Below are 23,798 nucleotides of genomic sequence, written 5' to 3'. Positions count from 1 at the left end.
GTATATGAACAGGAGAAACGCACTACGAAAAACAGCATTGATGGCAGGGTCCGCCATGGCGGCACCTTCCTTGTTTTCTTTACTTCAATCCTGTAAGCAACAGAACCGATTGGAATGGGAGCCGCTTTTTTTCTCTGAAGATCAAGCAAGGTTTATTTCTGCATTTGTAGATACCATTTTGCCGAGGACAGATACACCCGGGGGATTGGATGTGAAGACGGATATATTTCTGGATTTGGTAATTGCCAAGACTTATGATCCCAAAGCCCAGCAAAATATGGCCTCTGAAATTGATAAATTCAATGCTGAGACCAAAGCAAGTTTTGGAAAAGTTTTTGCCGAATTGAGTGAGGAAGATAAAAAGGCTGTGCTAAAAAAAGCAGAAGCTGAAACTGCCAAATTCAATCCAAAAGTTTGGGGCACAGCCGTAGGAGATCAAAAACCCGTTGGTTTTTACCGTTCCCTAAAATCTATGGTACTTTGGGGTTATTTCACTTCTGAGGAGATCGGAAAAAATCATCTGAGTTATGATCCCATTCCAGGGGAATTCCGTGGATGTATTCCATTGTCGGAAGTGGGGAATACTTGGAGTTTGTAGGGGGTTGAAGACAGGAGACGGGAGACAGAAGACAGAAGATGCGAGATAAAAGAAACCGAGGTCAAACATGCCCGTTAATCTGAAGTTTACAAATTGGCTTATTTCAAGGATGAGAAATGAACCTACAAATCCCTTTGGCATACAGCATCCCAAACCCAAAACATATCAGGGAACTCACAACCATAAAAACCATTTTATCTCTTAATTCATTAAAATAAGGATCGTCAATAAGCATAACAAGGGGTATTCCAAGCAAACCTCTCAGCAAGAATATGGACGTTATGATGACCAAAACAGGTTTTAATAAAGGTAATTTACGAATCAAACCTGCACCTGAAAATGCATAAAGTGACCATATCCCCAAAATAAGGGCAATCCCTAAGGTAGTTATGATAGGACTTGCCAACCCTGCTTCAGCTAGTTGTGCCATTCCTTCTCCAGCCCCAAAAAACCTATACCAATCAGGCCCTCCAATCACAATGGCAATATGTGTAAGGGAAATCAAGGCAGTTAAGACTCCTGCCCAATAAAGTTGTCTGTTTTTCATGTGTGATGAATAATAGTTTGTCATGGCAAGACTTTGGGTAAGCTTGGGACTAGTCATGCCATGACTTTAACCATTTACTTTTTAACAATCGGCAAACTAACACTACTCGGATACTTTCTGGAATGATGGATAGCATTGGTTGCTACTACACCTTCTGTTTCGTCATAATTATTGCCACCGGTATTCAGGTTTCTATCAAATCGGGGGAAGTTGGAAGAGGAAACCTCAATTCTGATTTTATGGCCTTTTTCGAAGTAATTGGAAGTTGACATGGGAGTCATATTGATTTCATAGACTTTCCCGGTTTCCATAAATACTTCTTTTTCATATCCTTCCCTATACCTTACTCTTTGAATGGTTTCATCCAGGTTATAAGCTGTACCGTCAGGATAGACATCAATGAGTTTAATGGTAAGGTCAGTATCTTTGACATCAGAGGAAAGATACAGTTGGGCCTCAATAAATCCGCTTACTTCAACTCCTTCGGTCAATGCCTCGGTAGTATAGACCAAAATATCCTTTCTCAATTCCATCTCCTGTTGGTCAAATGCACCTCCCTGAACGGCATTTCCTGTACAGCACACATTGCCACCATAAGAAGACACAGGATCCATTGGATCGTATTGGAAAGTGTCGGGATTGTCTTTGCTTGGTTTTGAGGTGGACAATTTACCATCTCCCAATCTTGAATTGGCATTGCCCTTACTGTCCAGAAAATAGGTGACCAATTGTGCTTCCTTTGGAGGCCAAGTATCGGAATATTGCCATTTTTTGGACCCCATGGTGAAATAGGTGACTTTTGGCATTTCTTCTGTAACCTTATTTGCCTCACCTTTTAACCAATAGTCAAACCAAGCATAAGTCATGTCATTGTAGGGTAATCTTGCATCTCCCATACTTCTTTCACCGACGATGGTATTTTCAGTAGCCCGGGTAAATGAACAGTGTAGGGTGGGGGCAATGACCAAAAACTGATTATCCCTGATTTTTGGATCTTTGGCATTTTCCCTGACATGGTTGTACATCGCCAAATTGGGACTGGAAGCCACATCATACCAAGACACAAACCAAAATGCAGGTTTTTCAAATTCCATATCATCATGGAATAGCCCTCCTTTATACCATTCCGGAGAATTAGGTTTTCTGGTGATCATTTCTTCGTAAATCCCCTGAGGGCCATCAACATTTCGGATGATATCCTGCACAGGTAAATGGGCCAAAGCCTCCTTCCAATCTACCCTTGGATATCTTGGAGCCATATCATAAAACTTCTGAAGTCTTAATAAATCTTCCTGCGAGATTCCCTCAGGCAGTTTTGGAGCCATGGGGTCATGTTGGGTACCGTAAAGCCATGCAGTAAACAGCATCTGTCCGGCACCGCCTCGGTACCAGTTTCCCTGCTCAAAATATTTTCCAATTCTTCCCACACCAGCACCATATCCCTGGGGCACCATAGCAGCATGTGCAGGATGGTTAAGCGCAGCAACTGCCATTTGCCATTCAGCAGTAGAGGAACAACCAATGGTACCGATTTTTCCATTACTCCAATTTTGATCAGCCATCCAGGTAAAGGCATCATAGCCATCGGTTAATGGAGTTCCTAAGATGTCCCATTCTCCTTCTGAAAAAAACCTTCCACGTTCATTTTGTACGACATAAGCATAACCTTTTTGAACCGCTTCCAATGCGGTTTGCATAGTACGAGTCACCAATTCTCCATCCCGGTATGAATTGAAATTGTAAGGGGTTCTTGAAAAAATTATTGGAACCGGGTTGTCTGTCTTTGGCCTGTAAATATCAGTGGCCAACCTGACCCCGTCTCTCATGGGCATCATGACCTTTTGATCGACAATGGCTATTTCCTGAAGTTGCTCAAGAATGTTTTTTTCCTGTGCCCAACTTTGACCGGAAATGATCAGGAGCAACAGCAATAATGCTAAGGTTTTGAATGCTTTCATCTAGGGGAACATTTAATAAACCCTAGTTTAATTATTATTCTTTTAAAAAGCTTGAAAATATTATTCAGATGGGTGAAAAGTGTTGTCAATATCCCTATCTTAATTAATTGTATAGGATAAAAAAAGTTTCTATTTAGAATTGAAATTGAAGGTATTTTTGAATTTTTGACCAATAGGTTCTTTGTGCTGTCTTTTTTTGGCTCTTGCCTTTTTCCTACGCTTTCTATCCTGCTCTTTGCTTTTTACCAAAACCATTCTTGCAGTAATTCCAACCTGACCTCTAATAAACTCTTCTCTCCCAGACAAATTGAAATTTGGTTTGTAATCCAAAGAGATGACAGTATTGGCAATTGTAAGTTCTACTCCTGCAATGATATCAACTCCTGAAGTCGCATTTCCGTAAGTATGTAGGATCTGCTTGCTTTCTGTATCCTTTACAAAACTTTCCTCCCAACCTCCCGATATGCCCGCACCATAATAGTAATTGAATCTTTTGGAAATGATCGGCCGATGTACTTCTACCAACAAATGGGCTGTTGAATTATTCCTAAAATCAGATTGTAAAATTCCTTCAAGTGTGATATGCTTAAAAACACGTTGTTGGGCAGAAAGGCCAAAAGTTCTACTGAAGTCATTGCTTCCCATTCGGATACCCACCGCTGATCCATATCGCTGCGCTTCAACTTCTAAGGACAGGAAAACAAGTATAAGAAGGGAAATCAGGGTGTAGCTTTTATTTATCAAAGGATTATTATCAAATGAAAACCTTCTGTACCAAATATTGTTCCAAATTGAGTTTTTCGAGATCTACCAGTCTTCTTCCTTGCCATCATCGTCTAAATCTTCATTGATCGAAATGATATTTGTAAAAATGTCCGTACCCATTTCTGTTATAAAAGCAGCGCTTGAAAACAACTGTTCATTTACTTCTAGCAAGTTCTCATGCGTAGCAGACGCTATATGCTTGGGAATCTTGTAAAGTCTGATGTCCTTTTTTTCAAAGGGTGTCTTGGATTTACTTTCAAATAAATACGGCAATAGTATTTTCGAGCTGTTCATAGCAATCAGGTCAACCCTATATTCTTCAAAATAGGAGATAAGCCTGGTATTGATGTCTTCAAAAAAATCCAAAGTTTCCTGGAGCCTAACCCTGGAACCGGCTCTGGATTTTCCTTTTGTCTTGAGGTATTTGACCTGACTTTTTCCCTGCTTTTTTCTTACCATGTAGGCCCTAAATACTTTGTGATCCATCAATTCCGTGTTTTCAAATAATGCAACAGAAGCAATTCCGGATTTGATCAATAAAATGATATGGTTGATAAAACCCAGTTTTATCACCTTATTTTCTTCGGGTATGTAATTCAGATCGATTGATAATCTCAAGATTAAAATTTTATTATGTTCTGAATCATAACCTGTTATAGTCTTTTTTTGGGAATTATAGCTCATAGTGAAATTATTTTCACCACAGAAAATCAACAGATTTCTCAATTGGTCAAAATTTAATTTTTTCCAAACCATAATTTTTTTTAATTTTTTTGATTAAAATGGCTTAATTTTTGTAATTTACATACAAAAAAAACACCTATTGATAACTTAATATTTAAATGCTACTCTTTTAAATATTACTTAAACAAAATATTTCAAAAAGAAAATTCATCAAATCCACTAAAAGATTCCGGCAAGACATCATAAAAAAACAGGGATGTTTAAGAATTTGGAATAATTAACTAAAATAATATAATATTTATCAAAAGGATTAAAATAAAGATAAAAGATATTCGTTATATCAAAACATAAATTGGAATAGTGCATGAAAATCAAAGAAATGATATTGCTCCATGAAAACTTTTTAACTGATTTTGGCTTTCATTTGGAGCCCAAAAAATTGCTATATTCCAAATCATTTGTTCAAGGAAAACAGATAATATTTTTTCATCATACTTATTTTAATGACGCTACCTATTTTGAATATCATCTGGGAGTCCGGTTTGATCAAGTTGAAACCATCATTCATAAGTTTTTACCAACATTGGGGGATTATAAGGACAGAAGTATCACTTTGGTGGAAACAATGGATAGCATAGATTCAAATATGCCAAGAAGATATTTTTTGGAGAATGACCTTGAGATCGGACCTGTTATAGAAAAAGTGGAAGACTTCATGATCAAATTGGGATTTCCATGGATGGATAATTTTTCAAGTGGTAAAAAGCTCGAAAGATTCTTTAATGAAGATCCGGACAAAAATATCCTCACACAAAATTTCACCTACAGATCTTCAAGAGGGATTACGTTAGCCAAACTATACAATCCTTCAAAATACAAGGAGGTCAGAGATACATACCTTGCCAAAATGGAAGAGATGCAAGTGACACCTTTTACTGTTGCATGTTTTCTTAATTTATTAGACTATCTGGATAATCTTTGAACCTGTACATAGGTCTTTGTAAGCCATGCAAACTTGTTGTTCTCATCAATGCTAAGCTCTTCATGTTGATCTTTTGTGCCATAAAAATTGAATAGTAATTTCAATGGCTTCTTCAAAGGGAGTAACCTTATACCCTAGATTTTGGATCGCCTTTTCTGAACTGAATGCAGCGTCTTGATTGATTCTCTTTACAAAATCAGGAGTTATTTTTGGGGTTCTTCCAAATTTATCACCCAGAAACAATTCAAACGATGACCAATATTTTAAAGGCCAAATAGGAAATTTAAGAATGATACCTCGTTGTGGGCTAAGTTTTTGAATGGTTTTAAAAAGCTCTCCAAGAGATTTGTTTTCTCCTCCTAAAATATATTTCTGTCCAATTTCACCCTTATCCCGGGCTTTGATATGGCCCTCTACAATATCATCAATATATCCATAATTACCCAAAGCGCGGTGATTGGTTGGCATAATGGCAATTCTGTTTTTGAGATATCCTGCTATCAGACGGTTTATTCCTGAACTTGGAGATTCTAAACCGGGCCCAAAAATACGGGAAGGATTTACTATCAACCCAGGGAATCCATTGGATACTTCTTTTTGAACTTCCTCCTCAGCTAAATATTTGGATAATTCATAATCATTGTTGAAACTCGACCATCTTGAAGTGTTTTCATCATTCGGTTTTTTCAGAGATGGACCAATAGTTCCTGTACTGCTTGTTAAGATGAATTTTTTGACATTTGCTTCTTTAGCCGCTTGAATAAGGTTTTTTGTTCCGTCAACATTTACAGTAAAAAAATCCTCTGGGTTTTTTGACCACACTCTGGCCAATGCTGCAACATGAAAAATGACTTCACAATCAGCCAAAGCCTCTTTGACGCTTTTTAAGTCCAAAATATCTCCATAAAAAATCTTGATATTGGGATGCATCAGGTGAACAGCTATATTTTTGTTTCGGATCAAAACTTGGACATGTTCGCCGGATTCTGCTAGCTTCCATGCTAACTTTTGTCCCAAATAACCAGATGCACCCGTAATAAATGTTTTCATGAACTGTAAAATTGGTAGGAAAAATTTCAAAAATTTATCTAATTTATAATATTCTTCAATAATCCAAAAATTGATTTGGCAGCTTCTATTCAACTAATGAATGAATATGATCCTTCTGTCTTCCAACCATTTTCGTGGAAAAACTAATGGTATATAGTCGGATAATCATAAATCATTTCTTTCTAATTACTCCTTTGACGGCGTCGGCTTTCAATGGATCTTCAGGCCAAGAGTGTTTTGGATACCTTCGTTTCAAATCTTTTTTAACATCAAAATACGTATTGGTCCAAAAACTTCTCAAGTCAGAAGTGACCTGAACAGGCTTAAAACCCGGAGACAATAAATGTAACAAAATGGGAGTTCGATTACGATTGATTTTTGGGGTTTCAAGCCAACCAAAAACTTCCTGAAGTCTTACGGAAAGTATAGGAACCTCTCCCTCAGTGCGATATTCAAGAGGAACCATGCTTCCGCTGGGAACTAGGATTTTTGGGGGAGCTAACTCATTGATTTTTTGTTGTTGCTCAAAATCCAAAAAATGAAACAGTATTTCATTCAGTTCAAGTTTCCATAAATCTTCTTCTCTTTTGACGTCATCGAGATAAGGGGAAATCCATTGTTCCAAATGCTTGATTAAATACTGCTTACTGAAATCAGGCCAGTTTTCAGCTGGATTCCACACTTTTAATGAATTTACCCTGTTAAGAAGCTGGCTTACATCTTCGCTAAAGTTCAATAAATCAGGGTCTTCCTTTATGGCTGAAATTATGGCCTCTTTTTTTTCATTTAAGGACACATCCTTTAAAGGAATGGATTTAAGAATAATTGATCCAATGCAGATATTTTTTAAAGCCTTCAATTCCCCTTCCTTTTTGTCCCATTTGACCATTCTCTTTTCTTTGATCATTGGAAGGAGGTCTTTGGGGTCTAGTGGTGATGCCATGAATATTTTTCCCAATCCATCTCTTGCATCTACATGCGATATGGCAATCCATGATTCATTTGCAAGATCATCTCTGTGCCCCATCATGGCTATTTTGCCATTGGCCATTTGAAATTGGGCGTTGTTTCCAGGTCTGGCACTTGCAATCCGCTCAGGATAGGCGTAAGCTATCAAAAGACCGGTTTCAAAAGAGTCCACGGGCGTATTCTCCTCATCTATCTTCAGCATCTTTCTGTATTGTTTACCGACTTTCTCAATTTTGTTAAAACCTTTGATGAAAAGATTCTCCCTTCTAGCCCTTCTCAATCCTTCTATCCTCAGATTGAGGTCTACACCCATTTCCGGTTCCAAAGGATCTCTTTCTTCCAATAAAGCTGCGATGTCTGTGGCCAGGGCTGTTTTCCCCAATTCTTCCGCAATGATCAGCATGTGTGCAATCCTAGGATGGGCAGGAATCTGATGTACTTTTTTCCCATGGACTGTAATCTCTCCCTTTTCCAACACATTGATTTCATGTAACAGTTCGGTGGCTTGTGCTACAGTTCCCAGTGGGGGAGGAGTCAACCAAGTGAGGTCTTGGACATTTTCAATTCCCCATTTTGCCATATCCAAAACCAAAAAAGCCAGGTCAGCTTCCAAAATTTCAGGGGTTCTGAATTCCTGTAATTGGGAATGGGTGAAGGTTGACCACATCCGGTAACAATGCCCGGGACCCAATCTTCCTGCTCTTCCTGCACGCTGATCGGCTGAATCATTTGAAATTCGAATAGTTTCCAGTCTTGATAAACCCGATCGCGGATTAAATTTTGATGTCCTGCCAAATCCAGAATCTACCACTACCGAAACTCCTTCTATGGTTAAACTTGTTTCTGCGATAGATGTAGCCAAAACAACTTTTCTTTTTCCTTTTTTATTGGGGAAAATGGCCTGATGTTGAGCTTGGGGACTCAGTTGTCCATAAAGCGGATGAATAGCAAATTCAGGTAAATTTTTTCTCAAAATAGCTTCTGTTTTTTTTATCTCCCCCTGACCGGGTAGGAAGACCAAAATATCCCCTGCATGATTTTTGGAAGCATTTATAACTGTATTGGAAACCATTTCAGGCATCAAGAATGGATCAAAATCACCTGAATAATGAAATTCAACAGGAAACATTTTTCCTTCACTTTTTAAAGATGGCGCTTTTAATAGCATCTGAAGTTGAGGCATGTCCAAGGTAGCGGACATCACTAAAATCCGTAGGTCAGGTCTTAAAACTTGCTGAACTTCCCTGCACAGGGCCATGGCCACATCTGCATGAATGTTCCTTTCATGGAATTCATCGAAAATAACCAAACCAATATCCTCAAGAGCATTGTCATTAAGAAGCATTCTTGTGAGAATCCCTTCTGTCAATACCTCTAATTTGGTAATTTCTGAAACCTGACTTTCAAATCTGATTCGGTAACCGATGGATTCACCGACTTTCTCACCCAGCAGATCAGACATTCGCCATGCGATGGTTTTAGCTGCCAATCTCCTTGGTTCCAACATGAGAATTTTCTTACCCTTCAAAAATGGCTCATTCAATAAAGCGAGAGGTAGAAGCGTGCTTTTACCTGCGCCCGGAGGAGCGTTTACAACAAGGGTATTGAAGTTGTTCAGTTTTTCCTTGACTTCACTGAGGATATCAAGTATAGGAAGTTTGATAGAATAGGGATCGAAATTCAAGCGATTTGGATTTAAAATAAAAAACCACTGATTCTTTTGAAATTCATAAGAATCAGTGGTCAGATTGTATTTAGATATTTAATTATTCAATTTTCGCAAAACTGATACCGTATTCCCATCTCATTTCGACACGGTCATTTTTCACTTCATATACCAGTCTTTCTTCCATTTTATCTCCAAAGTTGGATGGTATACTGACTCTCAGGGCATCTTGACTTTCATCATAAGAATATGCACCCCATTGTTTGGCCACCTTATTGAAAATCAGGGTAGATTCTCCTTCATTAGGGATAATGAAAAGGGAATATTTACCGGCAGGTAAAGTCTGTCCTTGCACTTTTATATCCTTTGAAGTTTCAAAAGTGGTAGCATCGTTTGCTCCAGCCCTCCAAACCTGTCCAACAGGTACCAAATCTCCCCAAATAACCCGACCTTTGACGGCAGGACTGCTGTAGTTGATGGTGATTTTGGCACCGTTGATGGTTCCTTCAGCAGTACGGGCAGGACTTGGTTTATCATCCTGTGCGATAGCCAAAGCTGCTATCAAAGCAAAGGTCAAGGTCATGACACCGAACTTTGCAAAAATAAAATTTTTCATGGTTTATTGATTTTATGTTTGTTTGGATTAACTCAAAAGAATCATTTTAGTTGTCAAATGAAGTATTAAATCTTCACCCAAGCTTCTTTTCTGTGACTTTCGATGATTCTTTCACATATTAACAATTCCCGCATCCCATCCTCAAAAGTAGGAAAAGTTGGTTTTGAAGGTTGTTTGCCCTGTCTGACAGCAGCATATACTTCTTTGAACATTTGTTTGGAAGTATCAGGAAAACCCTCATTATGTCCTCCAGGGAAACTGATCAAACCTGCTGCTTCTCTGGAAAATAGAGAAGGATCTTTCATCAGCTGTTGATTGGCAGTTTCTCTTTTACCGATCCACATTTCATTAGGCCTTTCCGAACACCATTCAAAATTAGCTTTAGATCCAGCAATCTCAATGTTCAGGCGGTTTTTCCTACCAGCATTGACCTGACTTACTGTAACAGAACCTTTGTTGCCGTTGTCAAAACGTAACATCACGGTTGCATGGTCTTCAGTATTGATGGGCACTTCTACATAATCTGATTCCTGAAGCATTTTTCCCGAATAAGTTTCAATGGGCTTTAAGGGCTTCAATCTCGTTTTGTGCACGGTCGAGAAATCTGCCATTACTTCTATAACCCTAAGTCCTGTCACATATTCTGTCAAATCCAATAAGTGAGAACCGATATCAGCAATTGCCCTTGAATCTCCTGATTTATCAGGTTCTAATCTCCAATTATAGTCTGTATTAAGATATAACCAATCCTGAAGATATGAGCCCATGATACTGTAAACATCTCCCAATTCCCCTGCTTCTCTCATGGTTTTCATTTGGCGCACCATGGGGTAATAGCGAAGGTTGAAATGTACCGCATTCACCAATCCTTTTTCTTTGGCCAAAGTTACAAGCTCTTCTGCTTCCTCAATTTTTGTTGCAAGTGGTTTTTCGCAAACTACATGCTTCCCAGCTAACAAAGCTGCTTTGGATTGAGAAAAATGTAAAAAATTTGGAGTGCAGATGTGTACAATGTCAATGTCAGGCTGCTGAAGCATTTCTTCAAAAGTATACGCATTTGGGATACCCAAAATTTCAGCCTTTTCTTTAGCCAATTCGATATTTACTTCACATAAAGCGGTAACCTCTATATTTGGAAGCCTTCTTAATGCTTCAAGATGTGCGGGTCCTATAAAGCCGGTACCTACTATGGCTGCATTGATTTTTCTGTTCATTGGTATTTTGGTTTGAAATGTAGATTAAAGATAGGAGCAAGATTCGTAATATAAAAAATACCATGCCAAAAATGGCTTTGGGAGGGGTTAAAAAGAAAAAAGGCCACTGTATTGCTACAGTAGACCTTTCCACCAATTATGATTAAAAAATTGGAATCTATGAAAGACTTTATTCTATCTCTTAGTAATTATCAAAAAACAATCAGGATAATTGCAATAAGGCCGGATATCAATCCAATGATTTTTGTACTTATGGCAATAAAACTTTTGAATTCATGGTTTTTGGCCATTTCAACACTATCAAATAATACTTCTCCAGATGAAGATCTATGATAAAATTCATAAATATCAGTTTCGAATCGATTCTTGTGAGAAAGCACCAAAAAGAATGCAGAAAGACATAGACTGATCATCAATAGATGGTTTTTACCAAATCCAAAGGATTGAAATGAATTAGACAATCCTTCTAAGGAAATTGGAAGAAAATGAGCAGAGGCATATTCATTTTCTCCTGAAGGAATAATTACCTCATTGACGGTATTATCACTTTTTATAATCTCTCCCGACTCAGATCCATTTACGAAAGAATATTTGGCGGGAAACGGGGCTAGTGTCTGAGCTGTTAAATTTTGAATCTGAAATAACACAAAAACAACTAATGCTAAAGCAAATATCCTGGTGATTAAATTTTTCATGCCTTTATTGATATTAGGGGGTGACTAAAATTCAATATTTTTGGGTGACTTAACTGATTGAAAATAAGGTATAAATAATTATATATCAAAATATTTAATTAAAAAAAACTTATAATACAAAATATAATGTATGAAATATTTTTTAGTGCTTTCAAAAATGATTTATAATTATAGATATAGTTGATTTTTATTTAGATCACTTTTAAAATTACCTTAAAAAGGTGGCTTAATTTTCAAAAAATCATCTAATTGTTGATGGTTTGATAAGAACAATCCTGTTTGATAAAAATAAAATATCTCGAAAAACCCTGATAAATTAACATTGTAATATAGCCTGCTCATTAATAAATAGTGAAGTATTTGAAGCATTAAACAATTTTTTATATTAAATTAAGGGTAATTTTTGAAATAATATGAATGATAAATTTGAAATTATAGACTTTAAAGCGAAAGATGGATTTCCCTTGAATCTTTGGCATTTCAAATCAGAAAAAACTCCATCGAAAGGACCTGTACTATTGGTTCATGGTGCAGGAGTAAGGGCAAATATCTTTAATGCTCCAACGGAAAAGAATATCATACAAGTTTTAGCGGAAGATGGATATGATGTATGGTTGGAAAATTGGAGAGCAAGTATCGATTTGGAACCCAATGAATGGGATTTGGACGTTGTAGCTAAAAATGATCATCCCGCAGCTGTTAAGAAGGTAGTGGAGCTCACGAGTCATCAAGAAATTAAAGCCATCATACATTGTCAGGGGAGCACCAGTTTTATGATTTCAGTTTCTTTGGGATTGGTACCCGAAGTTAAAACTATTATCAGTAATGCAGTATCTCTGCATCCAGTTGTTCCAAAATGGTCCATATTTAAACTGAAGTTTTTGGTTCCTATTGTCAATACGATATTCACCTATCTCAATCCTCAATGGGGCAAGGAAGCACCTGATTTTAAAACAAAATTGCTCCGAAAGTTGGTAAAGGTAACCCATCCGGAAAAAGATACTATGGTGGGTAAGTTTGTGAGCTTTACTTACGGTTCGGGATTTCCAGCACTTTGGTTACTTAAAAATTTGAATAAAGAAACCATGGAGTGGATTCAAAATGAATTTGCAGAGGTTCCTTTGTCCTTCTTCAAACATATCAGGTCTTGTATCAATCACGGTGTTTTGGTTTCAAAAAATAATAGTAATGGCCAATCATATGCTCCCGAGAATTTCAAACCTGATGCAAGAATTGTTCTGTTCAGTGGAGTAAAAAATCTCTGTTTTCTACCGGACAGTCAAAAGAATACCTTTGAATATTTAGAGAGGTTGGACCCAGGAGCCCACCGGTTGTATCTATTGGAAGAGTATAGCCATTTGGATGTGTTTTTTGGCAAAAACTCCCATATAGATGTATTTCCGATTATGATTGATGAACTAAACAAGCCCTAATATGAAAAATTATGCCTCCCAAAAGGATCAAACATTATGAAGGGAAATATGCCCTTGTTGATGGAATACCTTACCAAATGCCCGTCAGCGCCCGCAATTCCCCTGCGATGATGGCAGGATTTACCTGTGATTGGGATAAAGCCAACGCTTTGCTGCCCGGAAATGAAATCCATGCCATGAAATTGCCCAATGGAAAAGCTGCGCTATTGATCACTGTCATTGACTATGTGGACACCAGCATCGGCAAATACATTGAATACAGCATTGCAATAGGTTGCACCAAGGGCTCCAAACCTGCCCCCCGTATCCTCAATTCCATGATGCTCAAAAAATATGGGACAGGTCAATTTATTCTTGATTTGCCTGTAAGTTCAGAAGTATCGGTAAAAGGGGGCAAAGGCATTTGGGGCATGCCGAAACATATTGCAAATCTGGACTTTAAGGTTACCGACACCACCGTTAGCAGCCAGTATGAAAAAGATGGACAGTTTGTTTTCAGAATTGAAATTGTAAGACCGAACAGCCCTTCCATTAGGTTAAAGGTAGGAGCCACTAATTATTGTAGGTTCAGAAACATGCTAATGGCATCCTATATCTATTTTGACACCAAAGCAGGCATCAATTTATTCGGCAAAGCCAAGGCCAATTTATACATAGGTGATCATCCCAATGTTTCATTTCTAAGGGGCATTGACATCAATCCCGACCCTTTTTTCACAGTATTCATGCCCAAAACAGTAGGTATCTTGGATGATCATTTTGAAAGTTGGTTTATGACCTATGATGAACCACCAAAGGAAATGCCTGAGGGATTGGAAAGTGTCATAAACCTTGGTCAAAGTGAGGAATGGCTGCCTGATCCTTCTATCACTGATTTCGAAAAATATAAAATCAAATAACCTTAATTACTTATGAAATTTGAGAAAAAACCTATGGTAAACTGGTATGATCCCAAGCAATTGGCATCTACCGGTATGAAAACGGTGGTATCTTCTGTTTTTGGAAATTTTGCGGATAGGAGGGAAATGCAGGCTGCACTAGACCCTAAATTGGATTATATTGATTATTCTGACAGAGTGGATATTTGGATCGATTATATTTCGGATTTAGGCGATGGCTTTAATCCTACTTATACGATGGCGCACCTTCTTGCCAAAGATCATCTTGAAGTCAAGGGCAAAAAAATAAAACGAGGAAAAATTTTGATCATGGGTGGAGATGAAGTTTATCCCACTCCGGAAATGCATGAATACCGAAATAGGTTGCAAGGGCCATTTCATGCAGCTTTTCCCGGAAATAGAAATGACCCTGATCCGCCACATTTATATGCTATTCCTGGCAACCATGATTGGTATGATGGTCTGACCAATTTCATCAAAGTGTTTCTCCAAAAAAGATCCATGGGTAATTGGAGGACACAACAAACTAGAAGTTATTTTGCTTTAAAATTACCCCATAACTACTGGTTGTTGGGCATTGATATCCAACTAAATGCAGATATTGATATTCCCCAACTCAATTACTTTAGGGAAATTGCAAAGAATGACATTCAGGCAAATAATAAAATTATTTTAGTAACGGCAGAACCATCTTGGGTGTACAAGTCTTTCAGTCAAAAAAGCTCTGCCCATGACCGGTTCAAGTTTTTTATTGATAAAATCATTTTTGGCAAAACCCATCTTGAGGATCCGGATTGCTTCTATGGAGGTAAAAACAAAAGTATTCAGGTAACCACTATTTTGACAGGTGACTTGCACCATTACTCTCATTATGTAGAAGAAGGAATCATCAACAAAAAATGCCATCTCATTACAGCAGGTGGCGGTGGTGCGTTTATGCATACAACACATACGCTAAAAAAGGAAATCAATGCTTCCGAAGGATACAATGCGACTTTGATGGAACCTACATTTCCTTCCAAAAGTGACTCTATAATGCTCGGTTACAAAAATTTGCTTTTTCCTTTTTATAATGTAAGCATGCTTTTGTTTTTCGGCATTTTTCACCTGTTCACTGCTTGGTTACTTCAAGTCGGTACTAAAAGTGACCCCTCAACATTCATGGAAAGTGCAAAGAGTATATCACTATTTGATGGAGGGATTGGGGAATATTTATCCTTGATTGGAGGTAGTTTGAGTCATATCCCGTCCGTATTGGCTTTGAATTTATTACTGTTTGGTGGATTGTTGGTTTTTACGGATGTCAAATCAGGTAAAGGCAATTGGAACTATATCGCAGGTGGAGTACATGGTATTTTGCATGTTGCCAATTTATATATACTGATATGGCTATTTTCCAGGTATAATTTATTTACGCAAGGGATGAAAATTGATAGCTTACAACAGGTCTTATGGTTTTCAGCTGAAATGATTGTAGTTGGTGGAATTTTAAGTGGTATACTTTTCGGTCTGTATCTTCTTATCAGTGGTAATTTTCTCAACAATCACATCACAGAGGCATCATCGTCATTTTTGGGAGAGGATTATAAGAACTTTTTAAGGCTGCACTTAGACGAAAAAGCCTTAACCATTTATCCAATAGGAGTAAAAACAGTGGTTAAAAACTGGAAGGATGTAAACAAAGGAACCGGCAAAGACCCTCAATATAAAGGAGATGAAGTAAAATATGACCTCATAGAAGAAAATCCCATCAACATAGCTCACTAAACAAGACCATGAAAAAACTATCCAAATCTTTATCAGAACTCAAAAGTCATTATGATTTTATTGTAATTGGTTCGGGATATGGCGGAAGTATAGCCGCATCAAGAATGTCGCGATTAGGCAAATCTGTCTGTCTGTTTGAAAAAGGAAAAGAATTTTTACCCGGTCAATTTCCAAAAACCCTGAAAGAAGCCGCTTTGGAAATGAACATGAAAAAAGGCAAAGGTTCTGAATCCAGAAATGGTTTGTATGAATTCAATTTTGGAGATGGAATCAATGTCTTTAAAGGATGTGGACTTGGAGGAACATCGCTTGTCAATGCGAATGTTTCCATCAAACCTGAACCTAGGGTAATGGAGCAAAAAGAATGGCCGACAGCTATAAGGGAAGATGTGGGTTCCTTTGAAGATGGATTACAAAGGGCATGGGAAATGCTTCAACCCAATCCTTATCCCGAAAATGAGAATGGGTATCCTGTGTTGAAAAAAACCGAAGCAATGCGCATATCGGCAAACCGTATGGCTGAAGAATTCAAATTACTTGATATCAATGTGACCTTTGAAGACAGAGTTGACAACCACGTTGGAATCCAACAACCAAAATGTAACAATTGCGGAGATTGTGTCACAGGTTGTAATGTTGGCGCCAAAAACACCACTGCCATGAATTATCTTCCTGATGCTTTTAATCACAGTGCCGATATTTTTACTGAGATCAATGTTAGATACGTGGAAAAATCAAATGGAAATTGGAAAGTTTATTTCAACCCCTTGAATACTGGAAGGGAGGTTTTTGACACGCCGGAAATGTTTGTTTATGCACAAAACGTAATATTAAGTGCAGGATCTTTGGGTTCCACAGAGATCCTTTTCCGCTCTGCTCAAAAAGGTTTGAAAGTTTCCTCCATGTTGGGGAAAAGATTTACCGGTAACGGTGATGCTTTAGGATTTGGATACAACAATGACGTACCGATAAACGGTATTGGGCTCGGTAAAAGAGGAAATGGTCAAGTTTCGGAGGTAGGGCCATGCATTACTTCAGTGATCGATATGCGGAATGGGTCGGTAATGGAAAACGGAATGACTTTGGAAGAAGGTACAGTTCCCGGGCCAATTAGGGGTATCATGCCCGGCACACTCCTGACATTCTCCAGATTGTTTGGTTTGAACAGAGACAGGATTTTTTCCAATAATTTTTTTAAGAGAAAATGGCGGGAGATAGTAAGCATGGTCAGAGGACCTTTTTATGGTGCTATCAATCATACACAAATCTATTTGGTAATGACACATGATGATGGAAATGGGCAAATGGTATTTGAGGATGATCAGCTTCGTATAAATTGGCAGGGTGTGGGCAAACAGGAAATATTCAAAAAAGTCGAAGACAAGTTACTAAGTGCCACTAGAGCTTTGGGAGGAACAAAAGTACCCAATCCAACATGGAATAAAAGAATGGATTATGATTTGGTAACTGTCCATCCACTTGGGGGCTGTGGTATGGCTGATCATGCCGGGCTAGGGGTTACCGATCATAAAGGTCAGGTTTTTTCAGGAACCTCAGGTACTGAACTTCATGATGGCCTGTATGTTATGGATGGGGCAGTTATTCCAAGACCTGTAGGTACCAATCCTTTATTGACCATCAGTGCATTGGCTGAAAGAAGTTGTAAGCTGATCGCAGAAGAAATGGATTTAGATTTAGATTATGGATTCAATGTCCTTCCGGAAAAAGATTCAAGTCCCAATATCAAGCCCGGTGTTCAGTTTACCGAAACCATGAAAGGCTATTTTTCAACAGAGGAAAAAGAGGATTATCACCAAGGATTTGAGAAGGGGAAAAATTCTAATTCAGCATTTCAATTTACCCTGACCATCAGGTCAGAAGATGTGGAGTCTTTTGTTGGAGTATCCACTCATGAAGCAGGAATGTATGGCACAATGTTGGTTCCTTCACTTTCATCAGAACCCCTTGCAGCCATTCAGGGTACCTTCAACCTATTTATTGAAAATAGTCAGGATCCTGAAAGGAAAAAAATGTTGTACAAGACTGTTCTTCTCAGTAAGGAAGGTAAAAAATATTATTTCAGAGGATTCAAGGATGTATACAATAATAAAGGGTTTGATGTATGGAAAGATACTACCACCTTATTCATTACTGTTTTTGAGGGAGAATCAGAGGATGGAAAGATATTAGGAAAAGGAAAACTGATTATCCAACCCGCAGATTTTGCCAAACAACTCACAACAATGAAGGCTTTGAATACTTCCAATAAAATCCAGGGATTGAAGGCAATCACTACATTTGGAAAGTTCTTTGGAGGAAATGTTTTTGAAACATATTTCAAGAAACTCGGAAAAAAAGAATAGTCACAGTCATTTGACAGATTCCCGAAAAGAGGTCATCCATTTGGGTTCAGACTGCCTTTGTTCTAATTTCTTTCTCGCCCAATTGTTGGCCCGCTTCAAAGCTCCCTCAGTTTGGTATTCAGTTCTGGCATTGATCAATAGTTCAATAAAAGTAGCCATTTCCAAGCTTTGTTCGCTCGCAATCATTGTAATTGAATCCTGGAGAAATTTAGTGAAGTCCCTTGGGTCAGCAAAGAGTATAAATTTATTATTAAAATTCATGGCTCCCTTCTCTATCAATTTTGTTTTAAGAGGCGGCGCTATCCAATCGAGAAACTCTGCAGGAATCAATTGTATTACTTGTCCATATTCAGTGTGGTAAAGATGCCAATACTTACTATCTGATGGATTGGGTTCAGTTATTTTTACATCTTTGATATCTTTGGTATTTATAAAATCAGAGATGATTTTACTGTTGTATTGATATGGATACAAAAGACTGAATAAGGTGTCTTCGGCATCAATTGGATTTTGAACTTGGGTCAAAACAATTTCCGTTTCATTGAACTTCTTACTGTTCAATACTTTATTTGAAGCCAAATAAGCAGAGTCCACCTCGCTGATATTTTTTAAAACATTTTCCAATTCCCCGATAACCAAATTTTTACTCATTAAAAAAGAAATTGCAGCATTGTAATCTGTAATATATTCACCTGGATTGTCATACCAGAAATAAATCGGATAGGGGATAGGCTTATTAAAATAATCAATTCTATCCATCAATTCCCAATCAATCCGCAGCGAATCCAAAATTTGAATTTCTTTTTCATTTAGGATCCCATCTGAGGCAATGCCCAAGACCTGTTTGGAAAAATATCCATAATTGAGATCCATTCCCATAAATGAAATGTTCCTTAAATTTTTGATAACGAATGCGATATTGTTTTCTTTAAGAAGCAAAGCAGGTCTTATTCTAGGGTCAGTTTTGGCTGAATCGGCTAATATTTTAATCAGATCAAATTCCTGTTGTAGCAAGGAATCCAATAGCACCACATCAAACCGACTTACAGTTTGTTCTTTTTCAATCCTATTGGCGATTTGGATAATCCTGTCATTATGAAAAACTACTTTTCTTATTTCCTTCCCTGTAATTAAGGTGAAAAGGTTTTTCAATGTTTCAGAAGCTTGATCTTCTGCTTTTTGGAGGATATCAGCCCTATGTGCAAAGGCTAAAAGTTTCTCAACACAATATTCTTTGACGAGTTTGGCATCTTTGAAGTCTACTCTTCCATTGTCATCCAGTATTTCAAATCCTGGAATTCCTTTTTCAGGAATAAACCAAGGGTTGATATCTGCATTAAGGATTTGTGGAGTGAGTCCCATGATGTGGATTTCGCCACGGTCCTCATTGATGATGACAGAAGATTCCTTCAATTCAGAAAAATCAAAGCCAGCTTTTACCCAACCTCTGCCAACCATCGCCAGTTTTTTTCGGGTTTCGCTCTTACTGAGTTCAGCTGTTTTATTTTGGTAATAGAACTGCTTAAAATCTTCTACATCAAGATTTTCATTCGGACTTGGGAGTTCATTATATATCATAAACAATGCTTCCTCTTTATGCCTAGGATTTGGATCCCATTGTACATTTCTCGGCCTCTTGCTTTTGAGCCTATAAATGTATTCCAACATGTCGTCATAAAGAGGATCAGCTACGATATCATTCATAAATCCATGGAAATCCATTTTATCTGCAATATTCCGGCTATTTACGTCATACCGAATAATTCTTCTCCAGCCGCTTACAGGTGTCATTTTTGAATATTCCTGATCTTTTTCTGCCTTGGGCAATTCTTGGAAAGATTTTAAGTTACCCAAAGCAGATTTGATATCACTAAATAAAATAATGGCATTGTTACTGATATTATCATCTTCAATCAAATCTAACCTGGCCTCATCTATAGATGCGATGACCTCACCATAATACTCTGCGGTTACCAATTGACCGATTTGATTGACTTCGGATACCATATTGGCAGTATTTTTTAATTTTATTCCCCCTCCAAAAATCCCCATCGGGTTCCAAATGAAAATCAGTACTACTATAGCCAAAACGATAACTATATCGAGTAAAAATTTCCAGTTTCTGAGGAGCCATCCTATCATTGTTCCACCAGGTTTTCAGGGTTTACCAATAAATTGACCTTGGAAATGATCAAGTCGTCATTTTCAAAATTGATGTAGATTTCCTCATAACCCAAAGAGCCTAAAAGCACATTGAACATTTGCCGAGTATGGTTCTGTGTGGTTTTGACTATTCCCATATATTGTAGATTTTCCCTTATATCGAGTTCGGCAAGACGGAAAAACTCTTCCTGATCTCTGATATTTATTTTGTTGAGAAATATTTTGGGATTTGAAATCAAAGAATCTTCAACAAAACTTGCAGGCGGATATGAAAAATTGATCACTTCTATAGGTGGAAGTCTGAGATGGATTTTGTTTCCTTCAATTCTGATGTCACTTTCTCTGATTTTACTCAGGTCAATTCCTGTCTTGACTTTTGCTTGGGAATAGGCCATAAAGCTGGCTTCATTGATTTTGAAAAAGGCAAGCCTTTTGGTCTTGGTACCAAAAACAATTTTGTCGATCACAAATTCGGTAGTAGCCAAATCTGAAGCGTTTTGGATTTTGCCCACAATAAGCGCTCTGTCATTATTTTGACAGGAGGAGATCAGCACTGCCAAAATAAGCAGTATAGAAGCAAAGTATAGGTAAGGTGTTAATGAAATTTTGGCTTTCATCACTGATGGATTTTCCTGTATTTTTCGTAAGCTGCCTGCAATCTTATATCATATTTGTTTGCTTTATATCCGCTTCCATTATACCCATGAGCAAAGTTTGCCCAGTTATAATTTCCATTATTATTTTCATTTTCCGAAATGAAATTAATCAAAGGGGTACCTTTAAATTTCTTGGTCATGATGAATGCCATAAAATCCATAAAATGGTATTTTTCGTGTTCATGCTGTATGGCCTCAAATTCAATCCAGGACTTATATTGATCTTCTCCATCACCTAATCGCGATTTAATATTGTGATCAAGATTTTCACCTAAAATCTGAAACAAGCCCCAAGAAGCAGAATAGACAGCCAGTTTAGGGTCAATCTTTTTCGCCCTTTCCAACCTGTCATATTCTCCGATTCCTCCTTTATAAAACTCTCTTGTCCAGGATTTGTAAAGGATATCTTTATTGGATCTTTGAAGTTTTTCCAATTCATCCTCTGACATACCATTGTTTTTTAGCAGTCTCCACATGAGATGGCCTTCAAAAAGAATTTTGGCATCTCCATTTTTAAGATGACCTCGGCCAGATGATTCAACTTCGATTACAGCTTTGACCACAGGCAGAGACAGTATAAGATCTTTGGTCTCAGCAAGGTTTTCAAGGGATTCCATCAGTTGATCATCATTGAGAATTTTACCGTTGATATTATCCTTGATTTGTACAAAACCAAATGTATGAATCTCTTCTGGGGCTTCAGTTGAAGTGTTTTTCAAAGTGTTTTTTAGCTCTGTAAGATTTGAAGGGCCTGGTTCTTCTTTTTGGGTTGAAAGCCCAAACTCCCGATCCTCTTCAAAAAAGGCTCTATCGTCATCTGATACAGAGTCGACGAAGCCGTAAGTTGTTGCAGGAATACTGTCATTCTTAGAAGTGCTTGATGAGGTTTTTGCAATTGACGGATCCTGGTCGGTACCAGTTTGGTTTGGATTTTTCCATCTTTCCCTAAAATATTTGAGGGACCTGTCGCCAAAGTAGAAAGCAATCATCATCAAAAAGGCTGTCTCAAAAAATTCGAATTGTTGAATCCTCAATTGCATCATTTCCGGATTAATTTCTTCTGTACCCATGCTGGCTACCAACAACGAAATACCCCCAAACAATAGGGTAAAAGCAATCATACCCCTTACAGTACCAGGAGGAAGTCCGAAGGTTTGACTTCGGTAGGGATTGTACTTAGGTTCACGGATCTGGAATGCTGGATTTTCCAGTTCCAAATTCCGACCCTGTCTTTTGGCTTCTGCTATTTCTGCCCATTCCCCATCAGTGATCCCGAAATTAATATTGTAATGATAAACTGACCAAACAAAATAGATCATAAAAACAGCCAACCAAGTTACCAGCATCAGCAAGCCAACAATGGCAAATATGTTCTTCTGTTCCAAGTACATCAAAACACTATAGATAAAGGAAATCGTCACCAATAGAATCGCAAATATTATAGTACCTTTAAAAAAGACATCATGATATTTATTGACATAATAGGAGTCTCTCACATCCTTTTCCTTATAGTAGCTGATAACTATCCAATAAACTATCCCTAAGGCAAGGATAGATGGAATAGTCCATGACAAGACGCTTTGGTCTTCCTGAAAAAAATGTCTGAGGAAAAAACCTACGACGATGGTTAAAATCACTGTTGCAGTGATTTTTATCAACATTTGGTAAAAGTTGTTGTTCAATTCTTTCATAATGATGTCAGTTTACTTCGATCAAACCAGTCTTCATTGAGTATTTGAATATTTACCTGCTCATTGGAATCGAGAAGGGCGGAGATAATTTTATAAAACCTTTGATATGCGCTTCTAGAACTTTGAAGCATTTTTTGTTGGGTACCTGCTGATACACCATCTGCGATCAAAATACAGCCCTCAGTATTCTCATGATTGTTTCCAACATGAATGTATATTCCTTCAAAATCGGGTACATTTTTGAGGTGTAAGTGTTTGGTAAACCAAGGACTATAAATTCTTAGATAATCTCTTGTTATCCTAGATTGGGCCGGATCGACAGGGCTATATCCAATGGTATAAATACCCGGTGAAATTCTTGTTTTTCCTCTTATTTTTTCTTCCCGATGGGTATCTTCAAGAGTATATGCAAAAAATTTATTTCTAAGGAATATCAGTCCTAATGTAGTTTCACCATCATCAATGTACCTTAAAACAGTGAGTGTACATTTTCCCAATAGTGTGCCATCATCAGTTTGAGACTCTTGAAGTTTGATTTCAAGGTCTTTGATTCTTTGTTGCAATAAGGCAATTTCTTTGTTTCTCTGGGCAATCTCATGGGATTCATGATTTTGATCAAGAGTTGGTTTTTGTGGAGCATCAGGTTTATTTTCTTTGGGACCTGTAAAAGCTACTGCGATTTTCTTAAAACCATTTTCTACCAATACAACCACATATCCAATAAAACCCAACACATATAACCAAGCTTTGCCCAAAACCTCTGGATTGGTGAATATTACCAATACAAGGATGGCAAGGAGCGCTATAATTAAAATTGCAGCAAATTTTTTCATGTTGCTTTTTCAAAGATAAAATCAATGTAAAATCTAATAGAGGCAAAAAAGACAATATTTAATGCTAAAATTTAAATATTAACGCATTAATAATCAAGTAAATGGAGAGTTAACTTTAAGAAAAAATAAAAATATATATAAATTATAGCCTGATTAGGATTCTGAATATGCCATCAAATAAAATTTATTTCTCCATTCAAGGAAACAATCTCATTGTTTATCAAAATACTTTAAAAATAGTATGCTATT

19 protein-coding genes are annotated in these 23,798 nt (G+C 37.5%); 6 read left to right on the top strand and 13 right to left on the bottom strand.

Going from position 1 to position 23,798, the window contains the following annotated elements:
* Positions 1-4 precede the first annotated feature (4 nt).
* Entirely contained in the window at positions 5-598 is a 594-nt protein-coding gene (locus HMJ38_RS13060) for a gluconate 2-dehydrogenase subunit 3 family protein (protein WP_194974852.1), read from the top strand.
* Positions 599-701: 103 nt separating this feature from the next.
* On the opposite strand, the gene HMJ38_RS13055 is transcribed toward HMJ38_RS13060, so the two are convergent.
* From HMJ38_RS13055 to HMJ38_RS13040, 4 genes are all read right to left on the bottom strand, one after another.
* Positions 702-1,202, bottom strand: a complete 501-nt coding sequence (locus HMJ38_RS13055) for a hypothetical protein (RefSeq protein ID WP_228780039.1) — start codon at positions 1,200-1,202, stop codon at positions 702-704.
* Between the two features lie 17 nt (positions 1,203-1,219).
* Positions 1,220-3,103 carry a CocE/NonD family hydrolase gene (locus tag HMJ38_RS13050; RefSeq protein WP_194974851.1) on the bottom strand — a complete coding sequence of 628 codons (1,884 nt, stop codon included), beginning with the start codon at positions 3,101-3,103 and terminating at the stop codon, positions 1,220-1,222.
* Positions 3,104-3,232: 129 nt separating this feature from the next.
* Positions 3,233-3,847 carry a hypothetical protein gene (locus HMJ38_RS13045; protein ID WP_228780038.1) on the bottom strand — a complete coding sequence of 205 codons (615 nt, stop codon included), beginning with the start codon at positions 3,845-3,847 and terminating at the stop codon, positions 3,233-3,235.
* A 63-nt stretch (positions 3,848-3,910) separates the two neighbouring features.
* Positions 3,911-4,486, bottom strand: a complete 576-nt coding sequence (locus tag HMJ38_RS13040) for a hypothetical protein (protein ID WP_228780037.1) — start codon at positions 4,484-4,486, stop codon at positions 3,911-3,913.
* Positions 4,487-4,916: 430 nt separating this feature from the next.
* On the opposite strand from HMJ38_RS13040, the gene HMJ38_RS13035 reads away from it, so the two are divergent.
* Complete coding sequence (locus HMJ38_RS13035; protein WP_194974849.1) at positions 4,917-5,534, top strand: hypothetical protein; 618 nt, start codon at positions 4,917-4,919, stop codon at positions 5,532-5,534.
* Positions 5,535-5,594: 60 nt separating this feature from the next.
* Here HMJ38_RS13035 and HMJ38_RS13030 read toward each other — a convergent pair whose 3' ends face one another.
* The 5 genes from HMJ38_RS13030 to HMJ38_RS13010 all read right to left on the bottom strand — a co-directional run bounded on the left by HMJ38_RS13030 (position 5,595) and on the right by HMJ38_RS13010 (position 11,744).
* Positions 5,595-6,584 carry an NAD-dependent epimerase/dehydratase family protein gene (locus tag HMJ38_RS13030; protein ID WP_194974848.1) on the bottom strand — a complete coding sequence of 330 codons (990 nt, stop codon included), beginning with the start codon at positions 6,582-6,584 and terminating at the stop codon, positions 5,595-5,597.
* 172 nt (positions 6,585-6,756) lie between these two features.
* Positions 6,757-9,237, bottom strand: coding sequence for an ATP-dependent helicase HrpB (gene hrpB / locus HMJ38_RS13025; RefSeq protein WP_194974847.1), 2,481 nt, complete (start codon positions 9,235-9,237; stop codon positions 6,757-6,759).
* Between the two features lie 82 nt (positions 9,238-9,319).
* Positions 9,320-9,835 carry a DUF2911 domain-containing protein gene (locus tag HMJ38_RS13020; RefSeq protein ID WP_194974846.1) on the bottom strand — a complete coding sequence of 172 codons (516 nt, stop codon included), beginning with the start codon at positions 9,833-9,835 and terminating at the stop codon, positions 9,320-9,322.
* A gap of 65 nt (positions 9,836-9,900) precedes the next feature.
* Entirely contained in the window at positions 9,901-11,049 is a 1,149-nt protein-coding gene (locus HMJ38_RS13015) for a Gfo/Idh/MocA family protein (protein WP_194974845.1), read from the bottom strand.
* Positions 11,050-11,240: 191 nt separating this feature from the next.
* Positions 11,241-11,744 (bottom strand): hypothetical protein, encoded by a 504-nt coding sequence (locus HMJ38_RS13010; protein ID WP_194974844.1) that lies wholly within the window; start codon positions 11,742-11,744, stop codon positions 11,241-11,243.
* A 413-nt stretch (positions 11,745-12,157) separates the two neighbouring features.
* Here HMJ38_RS13010 and HMJ38_RS13005 point away from each other — a divergent pair, with 413 nt between their 5' ends.
* From HMJ38_RS13005 to HMJ38_RS12990, 4 genes are read left to right on the top strand one after another with little or no spacing between them, the layout of a single operon-like run.
* Complete coding sequence (locus HMJ38_RS13005) at positions 12,158-13,177, top strand: esterase (protein ID WP_194974843.1); 1,020 nt, start codon at positions 12,158-12,160, stop codon at positions 13,175-13,177.
* An 11-nt stretch (positions 13,178-13,188) separates the two neighbouring features.
* Complete coding sequence (locus tag HMJ38_RS13000) at positions 13,189-14,076, top strand: acetoacetate decarboxylase family protein (protein ID WP_194974842.1); 888 nt, start codon at positions 13,189-13,191, stop codon at positions 14,074-14,076.
* 12 nt (positions 14,077-14,088) lie between these two features.
* Positions 14,089-15,843 carry a metallophosphoesterase gene (locus HMJ38_RS12995; RefSeq protein ID WP_194974841.1) on the top strand — a complete coding sequence of 585 codons (1,755 nt, stop codon included), beginning with the start codon at positions 14,089-14,091 and terminating at the stop codon, positions 15,841-15,843.
* Positions 15,844-15,851: 8 nt separating this feature from the next.
* Entirely contained in the window at positions 15,852-18,206 is a 2,355-nt protein-coding gene (locus HMJ38_RS12990; RefSeq protein ID WP_194974840.1) for a GMC family oxidoreductase N-terminal domain-containing protein, read from the top strand.
* Positions 18,207-18,212: 6 nt separating this feature from the next.
* On the opposite strand, the gene HMJ38_RS12985 is transcribed toward HMJ38_RS12990, so the two are convergent.
* Genes HMJ38_RS12985 through HMJ38_RS12970 form a run of 4 tightly spaced genes read right to left on the bottom strand, consistent with a single transcriptional unit; the run spans position 18,213 to position 23,549 of the window.
* Positions 18,213-20,348 (bottom strand): DUF4230 domain-containing protein, encoded by a 2,136-nt coding sequence (locus HMJ38_RS12985; protein ID WP_194974839.1) that lies wholly within the window; start codon positions 20,346-20,348, stop codon positions 18,213-18,215.
* Positions 20,345-20,986, bottom strand: coding sequence for a DUF4230 domain-containing protein (locus HMJ38_RS12980; RefSeq protein WP_194974838.1), 642 nt, complete (start codon positions 20,984-20,986; stop codon positions 20,345-20,347). Before HMJ38_RS12980 ends, HMJ38_RS12985 begins: the two co-directional genes overlap by 4 nt.
* Entirely contained in the window at positions 20,986-22,716 is a 1,731-nt protein-coding gene (locus HMJ38_RS12975) for an N-acetylmuramidase family protein (protein ID WP_194974837.1), read from the bottom strand. The genes HMJ38_RS12980 and HMJ38_RS12975 overlap by 1 nt, the downstream gene beginning before the upstream one ends.
* Positions 22,713-23,549, bottom strand: coding sequence for a DUF5675 family protein (locus tag HMJ38_RS12970; RefSeq protein ID WP_194974836.1), 837 nt, complete (start codon positions 23,547-23,549; stop codon positions 22,713-22,715). The genes HMJ38_RS12975 and HMJ38_RS12970 overlap by 4 nt, the downstream gene beginning before the upstream one ends.
* Positions 23,550-23,798 lie beyond the last annotated feature (249 nt).

The sequence above is a fragment of the Aquiflexum lacus genome (assembly GCF_015476655.1).
Lineage (GTDB): Bacteria > Bacteroidota > Bacteroidia > Cytophagales > Cyclobacteriaceae > Aquiflexum > Aquiflexum lacus.
Note: the sequence above shows the minus strand (reverse complement) of the source record. Positions and strands in the feature narration are given on the sequence as shown.

What these genes read in the sequence shown, in the direction of transcription:
- HMJ38_RS13060 (WP_194974852.1), top strand. Translation starts at nt 5, where the DNA reads ATGAACAGGAGAAACGCACTACGAAAAACAGCATTGATGGCAGGGTCC.
- HMJ38_RS13055 (WP_228780039.1), bottom strand. Translation starts at nt 1,202, where the DNA reads ATGACTAGTCCCAAGCTTACCCAAAGTCTTGCCATGACAAACTATTAT.
- HMJ38_RS13050 (WP_194974851.1), bottom strand. Translation starts at nt 3,103, where the DNA reads ATGAAAGCATTCAAAACCTTAGCATTATTGCTGTTGCTCCTGATCATT.
- HMJ38_RS13035 (WP_194974849.1), top strand. Translation starts at nt 4,917, where the DNA reads ATGAAAATCAAAGAAATGATATTGCTCCATGAAAACTTTTTAACTGAT.
- HMJ38_RS13030 (WP_194974848.1), bottom strand. Translation starts at nt 6,584, where the DNA reads ATGAAAACATTTATTACGGGTGCATCTGGTTATTTGGGACAAAAGTTA.
- HMJ38_RS13020 (WP_194974846.1), bottom strand. Translation starts at nt 9,835, where the DNA reads ATGAAAAATTTTATTTTTGCAAAGTTCGGTGTCATGACCTTGACCTTT.
- HMJ38_RS13015 (WP_194974845.1), bottom strand. Translation starts at nt 11,049, where the DNA reads ATGAACAGAAAAATCAATGCAGCCATAGTAGGTACCGGCTTTATAGGA.
- HMJ38_RS13010 (WP_194974844.1), bottom strand. Translation starts at nt 11,744, where the DNA reads ATGAAAAATTTAATCACCAGGATATTTGCTTTAGCATTAGTTGTTTTT.
- HMJ38_RS13005 (WP_194974843.1), top strand. Translation starts at nt 12,158, where the DNA reads ATGAATGATAAATTTGAAATTATAGACTTTAAAGCGAAAGATGGATTT.
- HMJ38_RS13000 (WP_194974842.1), top strand. Translation starts at nt 13,189, where the DNA reads ATGCCTCCCAAAAGGATCAAACATTATGAAGGGAAATATGCCCTTGTT.
- HMJ38_RS12995 (WP_194974841.1), top strand. Translation starts at nt 14,089, where the DNA reads ATGAAATTTGAGAAAAAACCTATGGTAAACTGGTATGATCCCAAGCAA.
- HMJ38_RS12990 (WP_194974840.1), top strand. Translation starts at nt 15,852, where the DNA reads ATGAAAAAACTATCCAAATCTTTATCAGAACTCAAAAGTCATTATGAT.
- HMJ38_RS12985 (WP_194974839.1), bottom strand. Translation starts at nt 20,348, where the DNA reads ATGATAGGATGGCTCCTCAGAAACTGGAAATTTTTACTCGATATAGTT.
- HMJ38_RS12980 (WP_194974838.1), bottom strand. Translation starts at nt 20,986, where the DNA reads ATGAAAGCCAAAATTTCATTAACACCTTACCTATACTTTGCTTCTATA.
- HMJ38_RS12975 (WP_194974837.1), bottom strand. Translation starts at nt 22,716, where the DNA reads ATGAAAGAATTGAACAACAACTTTTACCAAATGTTGATAAAAATCACT.
- HMJ38_RS12970 (WP_194974836.1), bottom strand. Translation starts at nt 23,549, where the DNA reads ATGAAAAAATTTGCTGCAATTTTAATTATAGCGCTCCTTGCCATCCTT.